The 17,972-nt window shown below is 69.9% G+C and carries 13 protein-coding genes; 9 read left to right on the top strand and 4 right to left on the bottom strand.

Annotated elements, in window-relative coordinates; all coding sequences use genetic code 11:
- Positions 1-52: 52 nt before the first annotated feature.
- The 3 genes from BLS34_RS20320 to BLS34_RS20310 all read right to left on the bottom strand — a co-directional run bounded on the left by BLS34_RS20320 (position 53) and on the right by BLS34_RS20310 (position 4,216).
- Positions 53-1,384 (bottom strand): amidase, encoded by a 1,332-nt coding sequence (locus BLS34_RS20320; RefSeq protein WP_093153337.1) that lies wholly within the window; start codon positions 1,382-1,384, stop codon positions 53-55.
- Between the two features lie 124 nt (positions 1,385-1,508).
- The gene (locus tag BLS34_RS20315) at positions 1,509-3,782 is read right to left on the bottom strand and encodes a DEAD/DEAH box helicase (RefSeq protein WP_093153334.1); all 2,274 of its coding nucleotides are present in this window, start codon (positions 3,780-3,782) and stop codon (positions 1,509-1,511) included.
- Positions 3,783-3,964: 182 nt separating this feature from the next.
- Complete coding sequence (locus BLS34_RS20310; protein ID WP_093153331.1) at positions 3,965-4,216, bottom strand: DUF7218 family protein; 252 nt, start codon at positions 4,214-4,216, stop codon at positions 3,965-3,967.
- A 195-nt stretch (positions 4,217-4,411) separates the two neighbouring features.
- On the opposite strand from BLS34_RS20310, the gene BLS34_RS20305 reads away from it, so the two are divergent.
- The 3 genes from BLS34_RS20305 to BLS34_RS20295 are packed head-to-tail and all read left to right on the top strand — an operon-like array spanning position 4,412 to position 9,382.
- Positions 4,412-7,288 (top strand): hypothetical protein, encoded by a 2,877-nt coding sequence (locus tag BLS34_RS20305; protein WP_093153328.1) that lies wholly within the window; start codon positions 4,412-4,414, stop codon positions 7,286-7,288.
- Entirely contained in the window at positions 7,288-8,280 is a 993-nt protein-coding gene (locus BLS34_RS20300; RefSeq protein WP_093153325.1) for a lysylphosphatidylglycerol synthase transmembrane domain-containing protein, read from the top strand. Before BLS34_RS20305 ends, BLS34_RS20300 begins: the two co-directional genes overlap by 1 nt.
- A gap of 10 nt (positions 8,281-8,290) precedes the next feature.
- The gene (locus tag BLS34_RS20295) at positions 8,291-9,382 is read left to right on the top strand and encodes a glycosyltransferase family 9 protein (RefSeq protein WP_093153322.1); all 1,092 of its coding nucleotides are present in this window, start codon (positions 8,291-8,293) and stop codon (positions 9,380-9,382) included.
- 10 nt (positions 9,383-9,392) lie between these two features.
- Here the strand turns inward: BLS34_RS20295 and BLS34_RS20290 are convergent, their stop codons facing one another.
- The gene (locus tag BLS34_RS20290; protein ID WP_215906175.1) at positions 9,393-10,418 is read right to left on the bottom strand and encodes an ABC transporter permease; all 1,026 of its coding nucleotides are present in this window, start codon (positions 10,416-10,418) and stop codon (positions 9,393-9,395) included.
- Positions 10,419-10,727: 309 nt separating this feature from the next.
- Between BLS34_RS20290 and BLS34_RS20285 the strand changes: the two genes are divergently transcribed.
- The 6 genes from BLS34_RS20285 to BLS34_RS20260 all read left to right on the top strand — a co-directional run bounded on the left by BLS34_RS20285 (position 10,728) and on the right by BLS34_RS20260 (position 17,952).
- Complete coding sequence (locus BLS34_RS20285; protein WP_093153319.1) at positions 10,728-11,720, top strand: sugar-binding protein; 993 nt, start codon at positions 10,728-10,730, stop codon at positions 11,718-11,720.
- Between the two features lie 80 nt (positions 11,721-11,800).
- Entirely contained in the window at positions 11,801-12,568 is a 768-nt protein-coding gene (locus BLS34_RS20280) for an SDR family NAD(P)-dependent oxidoreductase (RefSeq protein WP_028794418.1), read from the top strand.
- Positions 12,569-12,663: 95 nt separating this feature from the next.
- Positions 12,664-13,758 (top strand): substrate-binding domain-containing protein, encoded by a 1,095-nt coding sequence (locus BLS34_RS20275; RefSeq protein ID WP_093153315.1) that lies wholly within the window; start codon positions 12,664-12,666, stop codon positions 13,756-13,758.
- 86 nt (positions 13,759-13,844) lie between these two features.
- Complete coding sequence (locus BLS34_RS20270; RefSeq protein WP_093153312.1) at positions 13,845-16,121, top strand: ABC transporter permease; 2,277 nt, start codon at positions 13,845-13,847, stop codon at positions 16,119-16,121.
- Positions 16,114-16,863: an ATP-binding cassette domain-containing protein gene (locus tag BLS34_RS20265; protein WP_093153309.1), complete on the top strand. Its 750-nt coding sequence runs from the start codon at positions 16,114-16,116 to the stop codon at positions 16,861-16,863. The genes BLS34_RS20270 and BLS34_RS20265 overlap by 8 nt, the downstream gene beginning before the upstream one ends.
- A 45-nt stretch (positions 16,864-16,908) precedes the next feature.
- The gene (locus BLS34_RS20260; RefSeq protein WP_028794415.1) at positions 16,909-17,952 is read left to right on the top strand and encodes a sodium:calcium antiporter; all 1,044 of its coding nucleotides are present in this window, start codon (positions 16,909-16,911) and stop codon (positions 17,950-17,952) included.
- Positions 17,953-17,972: the final 20 nt, after the last annotated feature.

Here is a 17,972-nt window from a genome sequence, read left to right as displayed (position 1 = left end):
CCGCCGTAGGCCCCGGAACAAGTCCGGGGAGTGATTAGAAGAGGGAGTGGCCTCACCCCGCCGGGACGCGCGCCTTGCCGTGCCACGGATCGACCACCGGCGCCGCCGCCGCCGCCACGTCCAGCAGGGCGTCGTCGCCGTGGCGGAAGCCGACGAACTGGACGCCGATCGGCAACCCGGTCGGCCCGTCCCCCGCCGGCACGCCGATCACCGGCAGGTGCAGCAGCGTCCACAGCGAATTGAAGACCGAATTGCCGGTGCTCTCCAGCCCCGCATCCGCCTCGCCGGTCGCCCCGAAGGTCAGCACCGCGTCGAAGCCTCGGTAATGCCCCTCATACGCCATCCGCAGATGGGCGGCGTGGTCCTGGGCCGCCTTCAGGCTCATCGGGGTGATGCCGGTGCGGTACTCGGCGATGCCGCGCAGGGTGTCGTGCAGGTCCTCGCCCCGGGTCAGCAGCGCCGGCAAGAAGGCCGCCCGCCCTTCGCCGCGCATGATCGTGTCCTTGGCGTCGTCGATCTCGGCGAAGGACGCGGGAAGTTCGACCCGTTCCACCGTCGCGCCCGCTGCCGTCAGCGCCTCGGCCGCCCGGGTCAGGACGTCCAATGCGCCGTCGCGGGCCTTGTCGGCATAGGGAGTCAGGCACAGGGCGATGCGCAGGGACGCCACGGTACGCGCCGTGCCCGCCTGTTCGGCGATGCCGCTCGCCGCCGCCACCAGCCGCAGATCCTCAACCGAGCGCGCATACCAGCCGATGGTGTCGAGGCTGGCGGCGAACAGTTTCGCCCCTTCCCGGCTGACCACCCCCCAGGTCGGCTTCATGGCGTAGGTGCCGCAATAGGAGGCCGGGCGCATGACCGAGCCGCCCGTCTGGGTCCCGAAGCTGATCGGCACGTGCAGATCGCCGACCGCCGCCCCCGAACCGCTGGAGGAGCCGCCGGCGGTATGGGTCAGCCGGTGCGGGTTCACCGTCTTCGGCAGGCGTCCCAGCGCGGCGAACTCCACCGTGTCGAGCTTGCCGAGCGGAATAGCGCCGGCCGCACGCATCAGGGCAACGCAGCCGGCATCGTCCACCGGCACCCGGCCGTCATGCAGCGGCGAGTTATGGGTGCCGGGCATGCCGGCGACGTCGATGACGTCCTTCAGCGCGATGGGAATGCCGTGCAGCGGGCCGCGGACCTTGCCGGCCGCGCGCTCCGCGTCCAGCCGCTTCGCCTCGGCCATCGCGCCCGCGCGGTCGACATGCAGCCAGGCGCGCACGGCGGGATCTCGGGCGTCGATGCGGGCGAGCAGGCCGGTCAGGAGATCGACGGCCGTCAGGGAACCGTCCGCCATGGCGGCGGCGGCCTCGCCGGCGGTCAGGCGGCAGGGGTCGGATACGGTCACGTCGGGAGCCTCGTCTTCGGAGATGAGGCCTGATCATGGAGCGGCTAGCGGGGCCCCGGCAAGATGCCGTCTGAGCCCGCCCGGCAATCGCCGGCTTGGGACGCCCGGGCGGCGTCCGGGATTCCTAGCCCTTGCGGTGCGGGGCCTTCTTCGGCTTGTCCAGGCCGAGCCGGGTCTTCGCCGGGTGCGGTTTGCCGAATTTCTTGGCGCCGAATTTCTTGCCCTCTTTGGCGGGGCCGCCCTTGTTCGGACCGTCCTTGTTGGGGCCGTCCTTGCCCTTCCAGGCTTTCTTCGGCGCCGGGCCGCGGTCTTCCGCCGTGGCGATCGGGGTCGCGTCCACCGGGCCGGAGACGGGCTGTCCCGCCGGTGCCTGGTCGCGGTCGCGGCGGCGCTTCAGCGGCCGTTCCGCCGGGTTGACCGTCTCGCGCTTGAAGGTCGGGGCCGCCCGCCGGCGCTTCTCCTTGAAGGATCGATCCGGGAACGGGCTCTCGGCGCGCGGCGCCTCGACCGGGGCGGCGGCAGCGGTGGGTTCGGGGGTTGGCCCCGGTGCCGGGGCAGAGACAGTCTGCGGCTTGGGCGCCGCAGCACGCAGGGTGCCCTGCGGCTTCGGCTTACCCTCGGGCTTCGACGCATCCTCGGGCTTCGGCTTGCGCGGGGCGCGCTCGACCCGCTCCTTGCGCGGGACGGCGGCAGGTTCGACCGGCATCCCCTCGATCTTGTCGACGGTGATGCTCTTCTCGATCTTGCGACTCGGGCCCACGGCTTCCAGGAAGGCGCTCGCCGCCTCCGGATGCAGTTCCACATGGGTCTCGTTGTCGTGGATGCGGATGGCGCCCACGTGGTTCTTGGTCAGGTTGCCGGCGCGGCACAGCATCGGCAGCAGCCAGCGCGCCTCGGCACTATGATGACGGCCGACCGACAGGCGGATCCAGGTGCCGCCCCCGAAATCGCCGGGACGTTTGCCCCCGCGCTCGCCCCGGTCGCGTTCCGGACGGTCACGTTCCTTGCGCGGTCCACGATCGGGACGGTCACCCCGATCGTCGCGCCGCCCCCGTTCCGGGCGCTCGTGGCGCTCGCCGGCGGCGGGGCCGTCCAGCAGTTCCTCCGGCGCGGTCAGACCGGCCATGTGCTTGCGCAGGAAGGCGACGGCGACCGCCTGGGCGTCGTATTTCGCCAGCAGATCGGCGGCGAAGGCCTGCTCCTCCGGCGTGGTCTCCCCCGTGAGGTCGGAATCGTCCAGGATCCGCTGGCGGTCGAGCGCCAGGACCTCGTCGGCCGAGGGCGGCTTGCCCCAGGTCGCCTTGATGTTGGCGTTGGCCAGCAGCCGCTCGGTATGGCGGCGGCGGGGATAGGGCACGATCAGCGCGGAGATGCCCTTGCGCCCGGCCCGGCCGGTGCGGCCGCTGCGGTGGAGCAGGGATTCCGGGTTCTTCGGCAGGTCGGCGTGGATCACCAGTTCCAGGTTCGGCAGGTCGATGCCACGCGCCGCCACGTCGGTGGCGATACAGACCGACGCCCGGCCGTCGCGCAGCGCCTGCAGCGCGTGGGTCCTCGCACCCTGGTTCAGCTCGCCGGACAGCGCCACGACCGACAGGCCGCGGTTGGTGAAGCGGCTGGTCAGATGGTTCACGGTCGCCCGGGTGCCGCAGAACACGATGGCCGATTTCGGGTTGGCGTGGCGCAGCACGTTGATGATCGCGTTCTCGCGGTCGGTCGGTGCGCAGGTCAGGGCTCGGTACTCGATATCGCCGTGCTGGCGGCTCTCGCTCGCCGTGGTCAGCCGCACCGCGTCACGCTGGTAGCGCTTGGCCATCGACGCGATGGTCGGCGGCACCGTGGCCGAGAACATCAGCGTGCGCCGGGTCTGCGGCGCCGACTGCAGGATGAATTCCAGATCCTCGCGGAAGCCGAGATCGAGCATCTCGTCCGCCTCGTCCAGCACCACGACCTTCATCGCCGTCATGTCGAGCGAGCCGCGCTCGATATGGTCGCGCAGACGGCCCGGCGTGCCGACGACGATATGGGCGCCGCGCTCCAGCGCCGCGCGCTCGGTGCGCATGTCCATGCCGCCGACGCAGGAGGCGACTTTGGCCCCGGCGAATTCGTAGAGCCAGTCCAGCTCGCGCTTGACCTGAAGGGCGAGTTCGCGCGTCGGCGCGACCGCCAGGGCGAGCGGCAGGTCGGCGCGCTCTAGCCGCTCGGCACCCTCCAGTAGGGTCGGCGCCATGGCGAGGCCGAAGGCCACGGTCTTGCCCGAGCCGGTCTGGGCGGAGACCAGCGCGTCGGCGCCGTCCATCTCCGCGCCCAGAACCGCCTGCTGCACGGGGGTCAGCGTCTCGTATCCGCGCTTCGCCAAAGCCTGGGCAAGCGCCGGTACAACGCCTTCGATTTCCGTCATTTCGTGTCTTTCGGGTGCCTGCGATCGGCCGGTCGGGAAATGGATCTCTCCAGGCGGGATCGGCAGTCCTGCGCTCCGGGCGCAGGAGTCGTGTCAAAGCGGCGCGCACCATATGCCGCAGCGCGGCAAATGTACAGCATTCCGTCCAAGACGACCGCCGGCCAATCCGGCACCCGACAGGGTCAATGGCTGCGCAGGGCCTCGATCAGTTGCGGCTTGGTCATGTCCGACCGGCCCGCGATGCCGATCTCCCTGGCGCGGTCGTAGAGCTCGTCCTTGCGCCATTCCTCATAAGGCTCCGACTTGTCGCCCTTCTTCGATGCGCCCTGGGCGTTGGCGATGCGGGCCGCCTTCTCCTTGCTGGCGCCATCCTCGCGCAGGGCCTCGTAGGTCTCCTTGTCCTTCACGCTGGGCCCGGGTTTCTTACTCGGCATGTGCTGTCCTCCAAAACGGTATCCGGCATCCCCCTAGGTGAAGGCCCCTAGATGAGGGAACGCGGATCGGCGGCGACAGTTGCGCACCGGCCTGGGACAGCCCGGCGCGGCCCGCCCGGAAATCAGTATCCCCTGGAAATGCCTGACACCTGTACGCTATCAAGCGCCGCCCGGGACCGGAGAAGACCCTGCACGATGCCTGATGCCAACGCCGGAACGCCGTCGGTCAGCGCCCTTTCCGGGTCGCTGATCGCTGGGCTGGTTCTGGGCGGGGCGGCGGCGATCGCGGCGGTCGCGGTCGCCGGACCGGTCGCACCCGCCCATCATCCTAGCTTCGTCGCCGGCGAGATGAGCCTGCTCGGACTCGGCAAGGCGCTGGAGAGCCGGTTCGTCTGGACCCTGATGCTGGTCGCCGGCCTCGCCTTCGCCGGGCTGGAGACGCTGCGCCATCGGGTCCAGCCCGAGCTTCACAAGGTGCTCTGGCCGGCGCTGATGCCGGCGGTCTACTGGCTGACGACCCGCGTCATCGCCCCGCCCGCCCCCGTCGCCGGGGCGATGGGTGACACGATCTGGCTGTTCGTCTCCGCCGGGCTGATCGCGCTGACGGCCGCGAGTGCCGTGCTTGCCCGGCGGACGGACGCCGCATGGGTGCGCGACGCCCGCTGGGGGCTTTTGGTCCCGGTGCTCGCGACGGTGTCGGGCATCGCCGTGCTGACCGGTCTCGGACGCCTGGATCTGGACCTGTTCGCGATACTGTCCGGATGGAGCGCCTGGCATCTGGCGTGGTTTCCGGTCCTGCTGACGGCGCTCTGCCTGTTCTCCTTCACGCTGCCGCAGACGGCGCGGGGCACCTGGCTCGCCCGGCTGACCCTGGCGGCGCAGCTCGGCCTGGCGGCCGGGTTCCTGTGCCTGCTGCTGCCGCCGGCCGAGGTGGACGGCGCGCTGCTGCGCCAGGGGGGGCTGAGCGGTCCGGCGCTGCCGATCCTGCTGGCGCTGCTGTCGGTCGGCGCGGCGGTCGGCATCCTGCTCGGCTCCCGCACACCCGGCCGGCCGACCCTGTCCCCCTGGGCCGTCGCCGGTGCGCTGATCGCCCTCAAGCTCGGCGACGGCGGGGCCATCGCCTATGCGATGGACAACCCGCTGGACCTCTATCACCACGGCGAATGGCTGATCCCCTGGGACCAGTTCTGGCGCCACGGGGTGATCCCCTATGTCGACAGCGCTCCCTCCCACGGCCTGATCAACTTGGCAGTCGGCGCCGTGGCGGCGCTGGTCGGCGACGGCACCATGGTCGGGCTGCAGCAGGGCCAGCTTCTGGTGCGCGGCGCCTGCCTGACGGTGGCCGCCCTGGTGCTGGGCCGGTTGCTCGGCGGGCCGGCCGCCCTGCTCGCCCTGGTCCTGCTGCCGTTCAGCGGCCGCACGCCGATCCTGCTGCTGGTCGCGGCCGCTTTCGGCTGGTTCATCGCCCGGACCGAGGCCCGCCATCCGGTGGCCTGGCTCTGCGCCGCGCTGGCGGTCTGCATCGCCCTGGTCGGTCTGGCGCCGGGCCAGGGGGCGATCGCTTCCGTGGCCCTGCTGCCGGTCATCGTCCGGATGCTGTGGCGCGCCTGGCAGGGGCAGCGCCGCCCCCTGATCGTGGCGGTGGCGGTCGCCCTCGCCGTCTTCGCCCTGGTCGGAGTGCTCGGCCTGTTCGGACAAGGTCCGGGGCCGGTCCTCCGGGCGCAGATCCGCTTCATCCTGGAGAACCGCGCCCTTTACGAGGCGGTGCACGGCCTGCCCTGGACGGCGTCCTTCACCCGAGACATGCCGCTCGGCCCGGTGGCGTGGGAGGTTTTGCGCGCGCTCTGGATACCGGTCGCCGCCGGCCTGCTCGGCGCCCTGGTCCTGGCCGCGGCCCGACGCGAGATGCGCGGAGCCTGGATCTTTATGGGCGTCGCGGTGCTGGTCTACCTGCTCGGCACCATCGGCCACACGCTCGGCCGCATCGATCTCGGCGGGCCGTCGCGCACCGGGGCGCAGACGGTGTTCGCGCTGGCGATCCTGCTGCCGATGGTCGTCGCCCTGCGCGCGCCCCGGCATCTGCTGCCCGCCCTGTGGCTCGCCCTGGTGCCCATCGGCCTGCTCAGCCCGGCGTTCCGCGCCGTTCTCGATCCGCAGACGCTGGCCCATCTGCACCAGTCCCGCGACCGGGAGGACGCCGCCCGCCAGTGGATCGACGGGGCGGCGGAGGGCATTCCGGCGCTGGGCACCGGGCTGATGTCGCCCAGCCTGATCGTGCTGGTGAAGCCGGTGCACGATCTGATCGACAGCGTGCTGAGGGAGAACGAGACCTATCTCGACCTGACCGAGCGCAACGCCAACTACTTCTACCTGCGCCGCCCGGTGCCGGTGGAGAGCGGGGCGGTGGCGACCATGGCGACCCGGGGCATGCAGACCCGCTCCATCGCCCGCCTGCGCGCCGACCCGCCGCCGCTGGTGCTGGTCGATGCCGGATACACCTCGGGCCAGCCCTTCCCGCCGCCGCTGCGCACGCCGCTGCTGTACCGCACGCTGATGGACGAACTGGCGGCCGGCCGCTACGACGTCTGGACCGACGGCACGCTGACCGCCCTGATCGCCCCCGGCCGCGCGCCCTCCCCGACCCTGCCCGTGGCCGAGGGCATCGCCCGGCTCGACGGCATCTGGGGACGGCCCAAGCTGGACCGCCTGCCGACCGCCTGGGGAGCGTCCGCCGACACCATCGCCGACGACCTTGAACCGCTTGCCGCGACGATATCCTTGAACGACGGCCGTTCCGTGGCGGTCGCGCTGGAGAGGCCCGGGGCAATCGACTTCCTTGGGCTGACGCTGAGCTGTATGGGTGAGGCCGACCCGGCGACAATCACCTGGGCGGCGGGCGCGCAGACCCCGTCCTTCATCTTCAGCCCGAGCACCGGTTTGGCCCTCCTGCCCCTCGACATCTGGCCGTCCCAGGCCCTCACCCCGGCGGCGAGGACGGGCCGGTTCACCCTGTCCCTGCCGCCGGCCTGTTCGGTGTCCGACGGGGCCGCGTGGTCGCGGAAGGTTCCGTGATGGCCGGGTACCTGAAGACAGGGCTGAAGATCTGCGTCACCCTGGGTCTGCTCGCCTGGGTGTTCTCCCTGGTCGACCGCGAGGCGGTGCTGGCCCAGCTCGCCCGGATCGACCCGGTCCTCGGCGTCTCCGCCGTGCTGGCCCAATGCGCCCAGTTCCCGATCGGCGCCTGGCGCTGGCGGATGATCCTGGCCAAGGACGGCGTGGCGATGCCGTTCCGCGACGCCTTCTCCTTCCTGATGATCGGGCTGCTGTTCAATCAGGTTCTGCCGTCGACCATCGGCGGCGACGGGGTGCGGGTCTGGCTGTCGGCGCGCACCGGCATCGGCTGGAGCCGGGCCTTCGGCGCCGTCGCCGTCGACAGGGCGGCGGCGATCTTCATGATCCTGGTGCTGTCGGTGCCGCTGCTGCCGGTGCTGACGCCGATCATCGACAACGCCGTCGCGCGGACCAGCCTGACGGTGCTGGTCCTGCTGGGCGCCGCCGCCGTGGCGGTGGTCCTGCCGCTGGCCCCCGTGGTGATGGGCAGGCTGGTCGCCCGCCTGCCCGAGCGCCGGATCCTGCGCCCGCTTTTGGCCGCCGCCGGACAGAGCGCGATCCTGTGGCGCCGGGGCTCGACCACCGCGGTGCTGTCGCTGTGCAGCGTGCTGATCCTGACCAGCCATGTGGCCACCGTCTGGCTGATCGCCCTGTCCATGGGCGTCGCTCTCGATCCGCTGCGTCTGTTCGCACTTATCCTGCCGGTCATGCTGCTTCTGGCAGTGCCGATCTCCATCGCCGGCTGGGGCCTGCGCGAGGGGCTGATGGTCACCGCCCTGGGCTTCCTGGATGTCAATCCCAGTGCGGCCGTCGCCATCTCCCTGCTCTGGGGTGGGGTGACCCTGTTCGGCGGCCTGCTCGGCGGCATCGCCCTGCTGCTCGACCGCACCGACCCCGCCACCCTGTTCCGCAGCACAGGGTCCCCGCCGCCCGACGAGGAGCGCCCGCTATGAAGAGGTCGGCATGAAGAGTTTGCGCGCCAAGCAATGGGTCGACGACAAGCTCGGCAGCCTGCTGATCGCGCTGCTCAAGCCGATGGCCCTGGCTCTCGGCTTCCTGCTGCGCCGCGACCACGCGCTGGAGGTGCGCGGCGATATCGTGGTGATCAAGCTGCTGGGTGGCGGCAGCCTGGTCCTGGCGATGCCGGCCCTGCTGGCCCTGCGGCGGGCGCACCCGGCACGGCGCCTCAGCCTGCTGTGCACCCGGGGCACCCGCGCCTTCGCCGAGACACTGGGCGTGTTCGACGACTACATCGTCGTCGAGGATTCCGGGGTGCGTTCCCTGATCGTGTCCGGGTTGCGGGCGCTGCGACACTGCTGGCGGGTCGACACCGTCATCGACCTGGAGGTGCACAGCCGGCTCAGCACGGTGTTCGGCTGCCTGACCTGCGCGCGCAACCGGATCGGCTTCTACCTCGACACCGCCTTCTGGCGCCGGGGCGTGGCGACCCATCTGTTCTTCTACAACCGGGCCAGCGCCAGCCATGTGCACTACGAGCAGATCGCCCGGGCGCTGGGCGGCACCATCGCGCCGATCGCGGAGGTCAGGGCCGCCTACCGCGCGGCCAACGGCCTGCCCGCCGCGCGCAGCCCGCAGAACCCGGCCACCCGGATCGGCCTCGGCTGCTTCTGCTCGGATCTGAGTGTGGAGCGGATGCTGAGCGCCGAAGAGTGGGCGCGGATCCTCTCGCAGCGGCTGGGGGATGCGAAGGTCACCGTGCATCTGTTCGGCGGCAAGCAGGACCGGCCGGCGGCCGACCGTTTCATCACCCTGCTGGACACGATGGACCGGTTGTACTCGATCGACAGCGGGCTGCTGCACATCGCCCGGCTGATCGGGGTGGAGACCGTCTCGTTCTGGGGACCGACCGATCCGCAGACGCTGCTGCTGCCGCTGCCGGCGGGCAGTACGGACGAGGTGCATTACAGCCGCCTCGCCTGCTCGCCCTGCGTCCACCTGACCGAGGTGCCGCCCTGTCGGGGCAACAACATCTGCATGCACGCCCATCTCGACCCCGGCCTGGCCGACGAGCCGCCGATCTGGGTCATTCGGTGAGGTTCGGGCGCTAATCCGACTTCTGCACCGTACGCAGCCGGTCGATGGCGACGGCGACGATGATGAAGGTGCCGACGAAACTGCCCTGCCAGAAGGTGCTGATGCCGAGCAGGATCAAGCTGTTGCGGATCACCTCGATCAGCGCTGCGCCGATCACCGCCCCGAACGCCGTGCCCGACCCGCCGGCGAGGTTGGCGCCGCCGATCACCGCCGCGGCGATCACCGTCAGCTCCATGCCCTGGCCCAGATTTGTGGTCACCCCGCCGAGCCAGCCGACCTCCAGCACGCCGGTCAGCCCGGCGCAGAAGGCGGAGACCAGATAGACCGACAGCTTCATCAGCCGCACCGGCACGCCGGTCATGGTCGCCGCCTCCTCGTTGCCGCCGATGGCGAAGAGGTGGCGACCCCAGCGGGTCCAGCGGAAGGCGACGCCGATCACCAGCGCCAGCAGCACCAGGATGAGCACCGGATTGGCGATCCCGAACAGCGTCCCGCCGCCGAGCTCCAGCAGCAGGTCCTGATCCGGGCCGAACTGGTAGATCATCTTGTTGTTGGACAGCACCATGGCGAGGCTGCGGGCCAGCGCCAGGGTGCCCAGGGTCACCACGAAGGGCGGCATGCCCACATAGGCGATCAGCACGCCGTTCAGCAGCCCGACACACAGCGCGGCGAAGATCGCCAGGGGCATGGCGACGATCAGCAGCTGCCCCGCCTCCATCGCTCCGCCGACCACGATGCCCGCCAGCACCAGGGTCGAGCCGACCGACAGGTCGATGCCGCCGGACGCGATCACCGCCGTCATGCCCAGCGCCACGATGCCGACGAAGGCGAAGTTGCGGGTCACGTTGAACAGGTTGCGCTCGGTCGCGAAGGTATCGGTGACGGTCGACAGCACCAGGCAGGCGATCATCGCCGCCAGGAAGATCCAGAAGGTCTGCTGCCCGACCATCCAGCGCAGCCAGGTCGCATCCTGACGATGGCCGATCGCCGACTTCAGCGCATCGCCGGGGCCCGGCGCCGCCGTCTCACCCGCCACGGCGTCCGCCTCCGCATGCGACGGGAATATCAACCACAACCTGAACAAAGCCGACGCTCCACGGCGCGCGGTCCTGCTGTGCGATGGGCATTGCTTTCTCCCTCGGCGGGCCGGACATCGACACCGGCATCCTATTTTTTTTTCAAATTATCAATTTATTTAGACCCAAGCAACCAACATCGCCGCCACTGAGGTAGCAATCTTGCTTGACTCATGCCCCATGCCGACAAATAATTTTTCTTATTAACTAATTAATCCGCGGAACCGCCAAAACCGGTGGAGCAAACCGACGGACGGGAGGATACCATCATGAAACGCTTAACAGGCCTTGGCGCCGTGGCTCTCATGCTCGCTCTGGTGGCGGGTACGGGCAACGCGGCGGAGAAGAAGACCCTGGCGATCGTCGTGAAGGGTCTCGACAACCCCTTCTTCGAGCAGATCAATCTGGGCTGCCAGAAATGGCAGAAGGAGAACCCGGTCTCCGATTACACCTGCCTCTATACCGGCCCCGCCTCCAGCGCCGACGAGGCCGGCGAGGTGCAGATCGTCGACGATCTGCTGACCCGCGGCGTGGCGGCGATCGCCATCTCGCCGTCCAACGCGCCGGCCATGGGCAACCTGATCAAGCGCCGCGCGCCCGAGATCCCGGTCATGACCATCGACGCCGACTTCATCGAGGCCGACCGCGGGTTGCGGGTGACCTATCTCGGCACCGACAACTACCTGATGGGCGTGAAGATGGCCGAGCACGCGGCCAGGCTGAAGCCGTCGGGCGGCACGGTCTGCCTGCAGCTCGGCAACGTCGCGGCCGACAACATCAACGCCCGCGCCGCCGGCTTCCGCGACACCATCGCCGGCGCCAAGGGCACCGACCGGCTGACCGGCCAGAGCGGCTGGACCGAGATCGATGGCTGCCCGGTCTTCACCAACGACCAGGTCGACCTCGCCAACCAGCAGATGGCCGACACCTTCACCGCCAACCCGGACCTGGACGCCTTCATCCTGATCGGCGGCTGGGCCCAGTTCGCGCCCCAGGCCTATGCCCAGGTCACCGACCAGGTGATGGACAAGCTGAACAGCAAGGAGCTGATCATCATCGCCGGCGACACCCTGCCGCCGCAGATGGACGCGCTCAAGGCCGGCCGCAGCCATGTCCAGGTCGGTCAGCGGCCGTTCGAGATGGGCTATCGCGCGCCCACGGTCATGATCGAGCTGATCGAGGGCAAGAGCGTCGAGGACCCGCTCTATACGGGCCTCGACGAGTGCACGCCGGAAACCGCCGACAGCTGCCTCGCGCAATAGGCCGCTCCACGCCTGCCCGGTCCCGGCGGCCCGCCCGAGCGGCCGCCGGGACCGGCCCTCACGCAGAAGGAAGATCCGCGATGACCGAGCAAGTGGCGACCTATCCGAGCCTGGCGAACCGGAGCGTTCTGGTCACCGGCGGCGGCTCCGGCATCGGCGCCGAGATCGTCCGGCAGTTCGCCCGCCAGGGCGCCCAGGTGGCGTTCCTCGACATCGACGTGGCGGCGTCCCAGGCGCTGGCCGAGGAGTTGTCCGCCGCCGGCGGCGCGGTGACGTTCTACGAATGCGACCTGACCGACATCGACCGCCTGCGCGAGACCATCGCCGCGGCGGCGACCGTCCAGGGGCCGATCACCGTGCTGGTCAACAACGCCGCCAACGACCAGCGCCATCCCATGGAGGACGTGACGCCGGAGTACTGGGACGACCGGCTGGCGGTGAACCTGAAGCATCAGTTCTTCGCCGCCCAGGCCGTCGCCCCCGGCATGAAGGCGGCCGGCGGCGGCGCCATCGTCAATCTCGGCTCGATCTCCTGGATGGTCGGCCAGGGCGGCATGCCCGGCTACACCACGGCCAAATCCGCCGTGCTCGGCCTCACCCGCTCGCTGGCCCGCGACCTCGGGCCGGACGACATCCGGGTGGTCTGCGTCGTGCCGGGCTGGATCATGACCCAGCGCCAGCTCGACAACTGGCTCACCCCGGAGGCCGAGGCCGACCTGATGAAGGCCCAGTGCCTGAAATACAAGCTCTACCCGATCGACATCGCCCGGCCGGTGCTGTTCCTCGCCTCCGACGAGGCGCGGGGCTGCAGCGGCCAGCACTACATCGTCGATGCCGGCTGGCACTGACGCCGCAGCGATTTACGGGGCGGTCACAACGGCGGAACCGCCCGGCCAAGGAAACAAACGCCGACAGAAAAAATGAGAGAGTGGAGGACACGCCCATGTCAGCGCTACGCACACTGCTTCTCGCATCCGCCCTGAGCTTCGTAAGCGTCGGGCTCGCGGCCACCGGTGCCATGGCCCAGTCGGGCAGCATCGACCGCGCCGTCAGCGGCTACAGTTTCGAGGACGCCGCCAAGGAGGCGCCCGGGACCAGGGACTTCCACTCCAACGACGGCGTGCTGACCTTCGCCATCGTCACCCACACCGCCGGCAACGGCTTCTTCGATCCTGTCTATGTCGGAGCGCTGTCGGCGGCCAACATGATCGGCGCCAAGGTGCTGCTGCTCGGCTCGGAATCGCCGACCGACGACCCGGCCCGCGAGATCGAGATCCTGAACCAGATCATTCAGGACCCGACCCTGGACGGGCTGATCATGACCACGCCCCAGGTCGGCGCCTATGACGACATCGTCAAGGCGGCGATGGACAAGGGCCTGCCGGTCGCCACCACCAACTCCTATGACGGCTCGATCCTGAACCGCAACGCCATCAGCCACACCGGCCAGGACGCCGGGGCCGCCGCCATCGCCGGCGAGGCGCTGGTGCAGTGCCTGCAGGAGCGCGGCGTGACCGGTGGAACGATCCTGCTGCCGAACGACACCGCCATGGGCAATATCGAGGTGAACCGGCGCGTCACCGCCGCCTATGAGGCGATCGTCGCCGGTCTCGCCAAGGCGGGGACGCTGGGCAACTTCAAGGTCGATGCCGGCCCGGAGAGCGTCGGCGTATCGGCCGACATGAACGACCCGGTGAACAGCATCATCTCGCTGATCGAGAGCCGCGGCGACGTGGTCGGCGCCTTCGCCGGCAACAACGTCTTCACCCCGGCCCTGGCCAAGGCGGTCGCCCAGACCGGCAACAGCGGCAAGATGTGCGCCTACGGCTTCGACCTCGGTCCGGCCCAGCAGGAGGCGCTGCGCTCCGGCGACCTGACCGGCGCGTTGGGTCAGCAGCCGTTCCTGCAGGGGTTCTGGCCGGTGATGCAGCTCTATCTGCAGATCGACCGCGGCATCGCCGCCGCCAATCTCGACACCCGCGCGCAACTGGTGACGGGCGAGACGGTCGGCAGCGTCGGCAAGCGGTTCGAGAACTGAGCGCGTAGCCCCCGCCGCACTGCATCCGGCGGGAGGGTGTGTCCCTCCCGCCGAGCCAGCCCCCAGGGAAGCGGACCGGACCCTCCATGACAGACGTACTTCCCCGGCCGGCCTGGCGACGGCCCGGCGAGCTGGTCGGCGCCTGGGAAGCCGGGCTGCTGGCGATGATGGCGCTGCTGTTCGTCGCCGGCGCGGTGCTCAATCCGGCCTTCTTCGGCACCACCGACGCCCTGCACGCCCTGTTCCGCGACAGCGCCCGGGTGGCGGTGATGGCGGTCGGCATGACCTTCGTGATCGCCAACAAGGACCTGGATCTCTCCGTCGGCTCCACCCTGGGACTGGTCGCCGTCGTGTTCTCCATCGTCTTCGACCCGAACCGGATGGACATGGGCGTGGTCCCGGCCATCGCCGTCTGCGTCGCTCTCGGCACCCTGATCGGGGTGATCAACGGGGTGCTGGTCACCTATCTGCGGGTGCCGGCGTTCATCGCGACTCTGACCATGCTGTTCATCGGCCGCGGGCTGGTGCTCGGCCTGACCAGCGGGCGCTCGGTGCTGTATCCGATCAAGGCGCGGGACTACGAGGCGTTCTTCCAGCTCGGCGAGACCAACGGCTGGGGCTTCAACAACCAGATCGCCATCGCCCTGATCTGCGTGGCCGTCGGCGCCGTCGTGCTCGGCAAGACCCGCTGGGGCTACGAGACCATGGCCACCGGCGGCAACGAGCAGGCCGCCAAATATGCCGGCATCCCGACCACTCTGGTGCGGATCCGGGCCTATGTCCTGTCCTCGCTCTGCGCCACGCTCGCCGGGCTGATGACCGTCGCCCAGGACAAGGGCGTCACCTCCCAGGCCGGGCTGCTGACCGAGCTGATGGTGATCGCCGCGGTGATCGTCGGCGGCGCCTCCATCCTGGGCGGCCGCGGGCGGGTGATCGGCAGCTTCCTGGGCGCGCTGCTGATCGTGCTGATCAACAAGGTATTGCGCGAAGGGGTGCCGATCACCCGGATCGTGGAGATCGGCGGCCAGAAGATCGAGGTCAACGCCGTCTCCACCCTGCCCGCCGGCGCGGTGCCCGCCTTCATCGGCACGCTGCTGATCGTCGCCGTGCTGATCGAGCCCTATGTGATCCGCCGACGCCTGCTGGCCCGGCTCTGGGCACGGCTGCGCAACCGGCCACCACCGCCGATCCCGGATGTCGGCGGCATCGCCCTGGTCGGCGCCCAGACCCGGACGTCGGGCGGCGGCGAGCTCAGCCTGTCGACCAACCCGCTCGTCCGCTTCCTGGCGCGGCGCGACGCGCTGGCGATCCTGCTGACCGTCACGCTCTGGCTGATCGGCCTGGCCCTGCGGCCGGACTACTGGTGGCACCTGTCGAACAGCTTCGCGATCCTGCTGAACTATACCGAGCTCGCCCTGCTCACCGTCGGGCTGACCTATGTCATCGCCTGCGGCGACATCGACCTCTCGGTCGGCGCGGTGCTGGCCCTGGCGGGGAGCGCGGCGGCCTACGGGCTGAAAGTGCTGGGCCTCGACCCGGCCTCGGCCATGGCGCTGGGCCTCTTCGCCGGGCTGCTGGCCGCGTCGGTCAACGCCCTGGTGACGGTGGGTTTCGGCCTGCCGTCGTTCATCGCCACGCTGGGCATGTTCTACATCGCGCGCGGCGTGGCCGCCTGGATCGTCTCCGGCCAGCAGCTCACCGGCTGGTCGGAAGGCTTCAACCTGATCGGCCGCAAGGTCGGCGACATCCTGGACTACGGCGGCATCGCCCCGCCCGGCGGTTGGTTCGGCGCGCTCGCCGACGTGGTCAGCGTGCAGACCGTGTGGCTGCTCGTGGTCGCCGGGATCGCCGGGATCGTGCTGGCCCGCACGACCATCGGTCAGGCGGTCTACGCCACCGGCGGCAACCGGCGCGCCGCCGACTATGCCGGCATCAACACCAACCGGGTGCGGATCATGGCGCTGCTGCTCTGCGGCTTCTGCGCCGCCATGGCCGGGGTGATCAACGTCGCCTATTTCCGCAGCTTCAACCCGGTCGCCGGCCAGTTCCGCGAGCTCGACGCCATCGCCGCGGTGATCATCGGCGGCGGCTCGATCTTCGGCGGCTACGGCACGATGCTGGGTTCGCTCGCCGGCGCGGCGGTGATCACCCTGGTCCGGGCCATCCTGCAGCTCAACATCGTGACCGCCTCGGGCGAGTCCATCGTGCTGCCGCAGCACTGGGTCAACGTCATTATCGGCCTAATCCTGATCTTCTCGGTGCTGACCGACATCTGGCTGCGTCAGTCCCGTCCGCTGGCGCGGCTGGTCGCCGCTCTGACCGGCAGAAAACCCGACATCCCCAGGAGGCACCCCCATGCCTGACGCCCCGACCGAGCCGTTCATCGAGATGCGCGGAATCCGCAAGTCCTTCGGCGCGATCCGGGCGCTGAGCGATGTGGACTTCTCCATCGGCCATGGCGAGATCCTCGGCCTGGTCGGCGACAACTCCGCCGGCAAATCCACCCTGATGAAGATCCTGACCGGCGCCTATCACCGCGACGGCGGCGATGTCCTGGTCGACGGCAGGCCGACCGACTTCCGCAGCCCGCACGAGAGCCGGGACCGGGGGATCGAGATGATCTACCAGGACTTCGCGCTGTGTGGGAACCTGGATGTGGGCCAGAACATCTTTCTCGGCCGCTGGCCGCGCAAAGGCCTCTTCGTCGACCGCAAGAAGATGTACGCCGACGCCGAGACCGTCCTGCGCCGGCTCAAGGTCGACGTGAACTCGGTCTATCAGAAGGTGGAGAGCCTGTCCGGCGGCCGCCAGCAGTCCGTGGCGATCGCCCGCGCGATCTCCTTCCAACCGCGCCTGATCGTCCTGGACGAGCCGACGGCCAACCTGTCGGTCATGGCCACCACCCAGCTTCTGGAGACCATGGCGGAGCTGAAGCGGCTGGGCGTGGCCCAGGTCATCATCTCGCACCGGCTGACCGACATCTTCGAGGTCGGCGACCGGGTCATGGTGCTGAAACGCGGCCAGAATGTCGGCGAGCGGCGAATCGCCGAGACGTCCGAGCAGGAGGTTCTGGAGATCATCGTGTCCGGCACCCCGACCGCCTGAGCCAACTTTCCGCGAACCGGCGCCGGGCTGGCCCGTTGCCAAGTGATGTTCTCCGATCTCTCCACCGCGATGCTGCTGGGCATCTTCGCCGCCTGCGCCGTCGGGATTCTGCTCGGCGGCCTGCGCATGACCGGCCAGGCCGACCAGATCGCCGACCGCACCGGCCTGGGCGAGGCCCTGGTCGGCGGCGTGCTGCTGGGCGCGGCGACCTCCCTGTCCGGCTCCATCGTCTCCCTGACCGCCGCCCTGGACGGCAGGGCGTCGCTGGCCTTCTCCAACGGCATCGGCGGCATCGCCGCACAGACCGCGTTCCTGGCCCTGGCCGACATCCTGCACCGCAAGGTCAACCTGGAACACGCGGCGGCCGACCTGTCGAACGTGTTCCAGGGCGCGCTGCTGATGCTGATGCTGGCCCTGCCGCTGTTCGCCCTGACCGGGCCGGACGTGTCGGTGCTGGGCGTGCATCCGGTGTCGATCCTGCTGGTGGCGATCTATGTCGGCGGCGTGATCGCCACCCGGCGGATCCGCGAGGAGCCCATGTGGCGGCCGGTGAAGACCCGCGACACCCGCCCCGACGAGCCGGAGCCGGAGAACGGCAAGGGTCCCTCCACGCCGTTGCTGTTCGCCTCGTTCATCGCTCTGATGCTGATGATGGGGACGATCGGCTGGGTGATCGCCCAGATCGCCGAGACCCTGACCGACCGCTTCGATCTCTCCGCCTCGGTCGTCGGCGCGCTGATGACGGCGGTGGTCACCTCCCTGCCGGAGCTGGTCACGACCCTGGCCGCCGTGCGGCGCGGCGCCCTGCAGCTCGCGGTCGGCGGGATCATCGGCGGCAACACCTTCGACACCCTGTTCCTGACGATCTCGGACGTCGGCTACCGCGAGGGCTCGCTGTACCACGCGATCGGGCCGGACGACCTGTACTGGCTGGCGGTCGGACTGATCATGACGGCGGTGCTGACCCTGGGCCAGCTCTACCGCCAGCGCGAGGGTCCCGCCGGCATCGGCCTGGAGAGCGCCGCCATGCTCGGGGTCTACGCCGTCGCCATCGCCCTGCCCTTGCTGGTCGGCGGCAGCGGCGCCTGACCGTCACCCCGGGGTCACCG

The organism is Thalassobaculum litoreum DSM 18839 (assembly GCF_900102465.1).
In the GTDB taxonomy this organism is placed as follows: domain Bacteria; phylum Pseudomonadota; class Alphaproteobacteria; order Thalassobaculales; family Thalassobaculaceae; genus Thalassobaculum; species Thalassobaculum litoreum.
The sequence above is the reverse complement of the archived record's forward strand: the minus strand, read 5'-3'. Positions and strand labels throughout refer to the sequence as shown.

What these genes read in the sequence shown, in the direction of transcription:
- BLS34_RS20315 (WP_093153334.1), bottom strand. Translation starts at nt 3,782, where the DNA reads ATGACGGAAATCGAAGGCGTTGTACCGGCGCTTGCCCAGGCTTTGGCG.
- BLS34_RS20310 (WP_093153331.1), bottom strand. Translation starts at nt 4,216, where the DNA reads ATGCCGAGTAAGAAACCCGGGCCCAGCGTGAAGGACAAGGAGACCTAC.
- BLS34_RS20305 (WP_093153328.1), top strand. Translation starts at nt 4,412, where the DNA reads ATGCCTGATGCCAACGCCGGAACGCCGTCGGTCAGCGCCCTTTCCGGG.
- BLS34_RS20300 (WP_093153325.1), top strand. Translation starts at nt 7,288, where the DNA reads ATGGCCGGGTACCTGAAGACAGGGCTGAAGATCTGCGTCACCCTGGGT.
- BLS34_RS20295 (WP_093153322.1), top strand. Translation starts at nt 8,291, where the DNA reads ATGAAGAGTTTGCGCGCCAAGCAATGGGTCGACGACAAGCTCGGCAGC.
- BLS34_RS20285 (WP_093153319.1), top strand. Translation starts at nt 10,728, where the DNA reads ATGAAACGCTTAACAGGCCTTGGCGCCGTGGCTCTCATGCTCGCTCTG.
- BLS34_RS20280 (WP_028794418.1), top strand. Translation starts at nt 11,801, where the DNA reads ATGACCGAGCAAGTGGCGACCTATCCGAGCCTGGCGAACCGGAGCGTT.
- BLS34_RS20275 (WP_093153315.1), top strand. Translation starts at nt 12,664, where the DNA reads ATGTCAGCGCTACGCACACTGCTTCTCGCATCCGCCCTGAGCTTCGTA.
- BLS34_RS20270 (WP_093153312.1), top strand. Translation starts at nt 13,845, where the DNA reads ATGACAGACGTACTTCCCCGGCCGGCCTGGCGACGGCCCGGCGAGCTG.
- BLS34_RS20265 (WP_093153309.1), top strand. Translation starts at nt 16,114, where the DNA reads ATGCCTGACGCCCCGACCGAGCCGTTCATCGAGATGCGCGGAATCCGC.
- BLS34_RS20260 (WP_028794415.1), top strand. Translation starts at nt 16,909, where the DNA reads ATGTTCTCCGATCTCTCCACCGCGATGCTGCTGGGCATCTTCGCCGCC.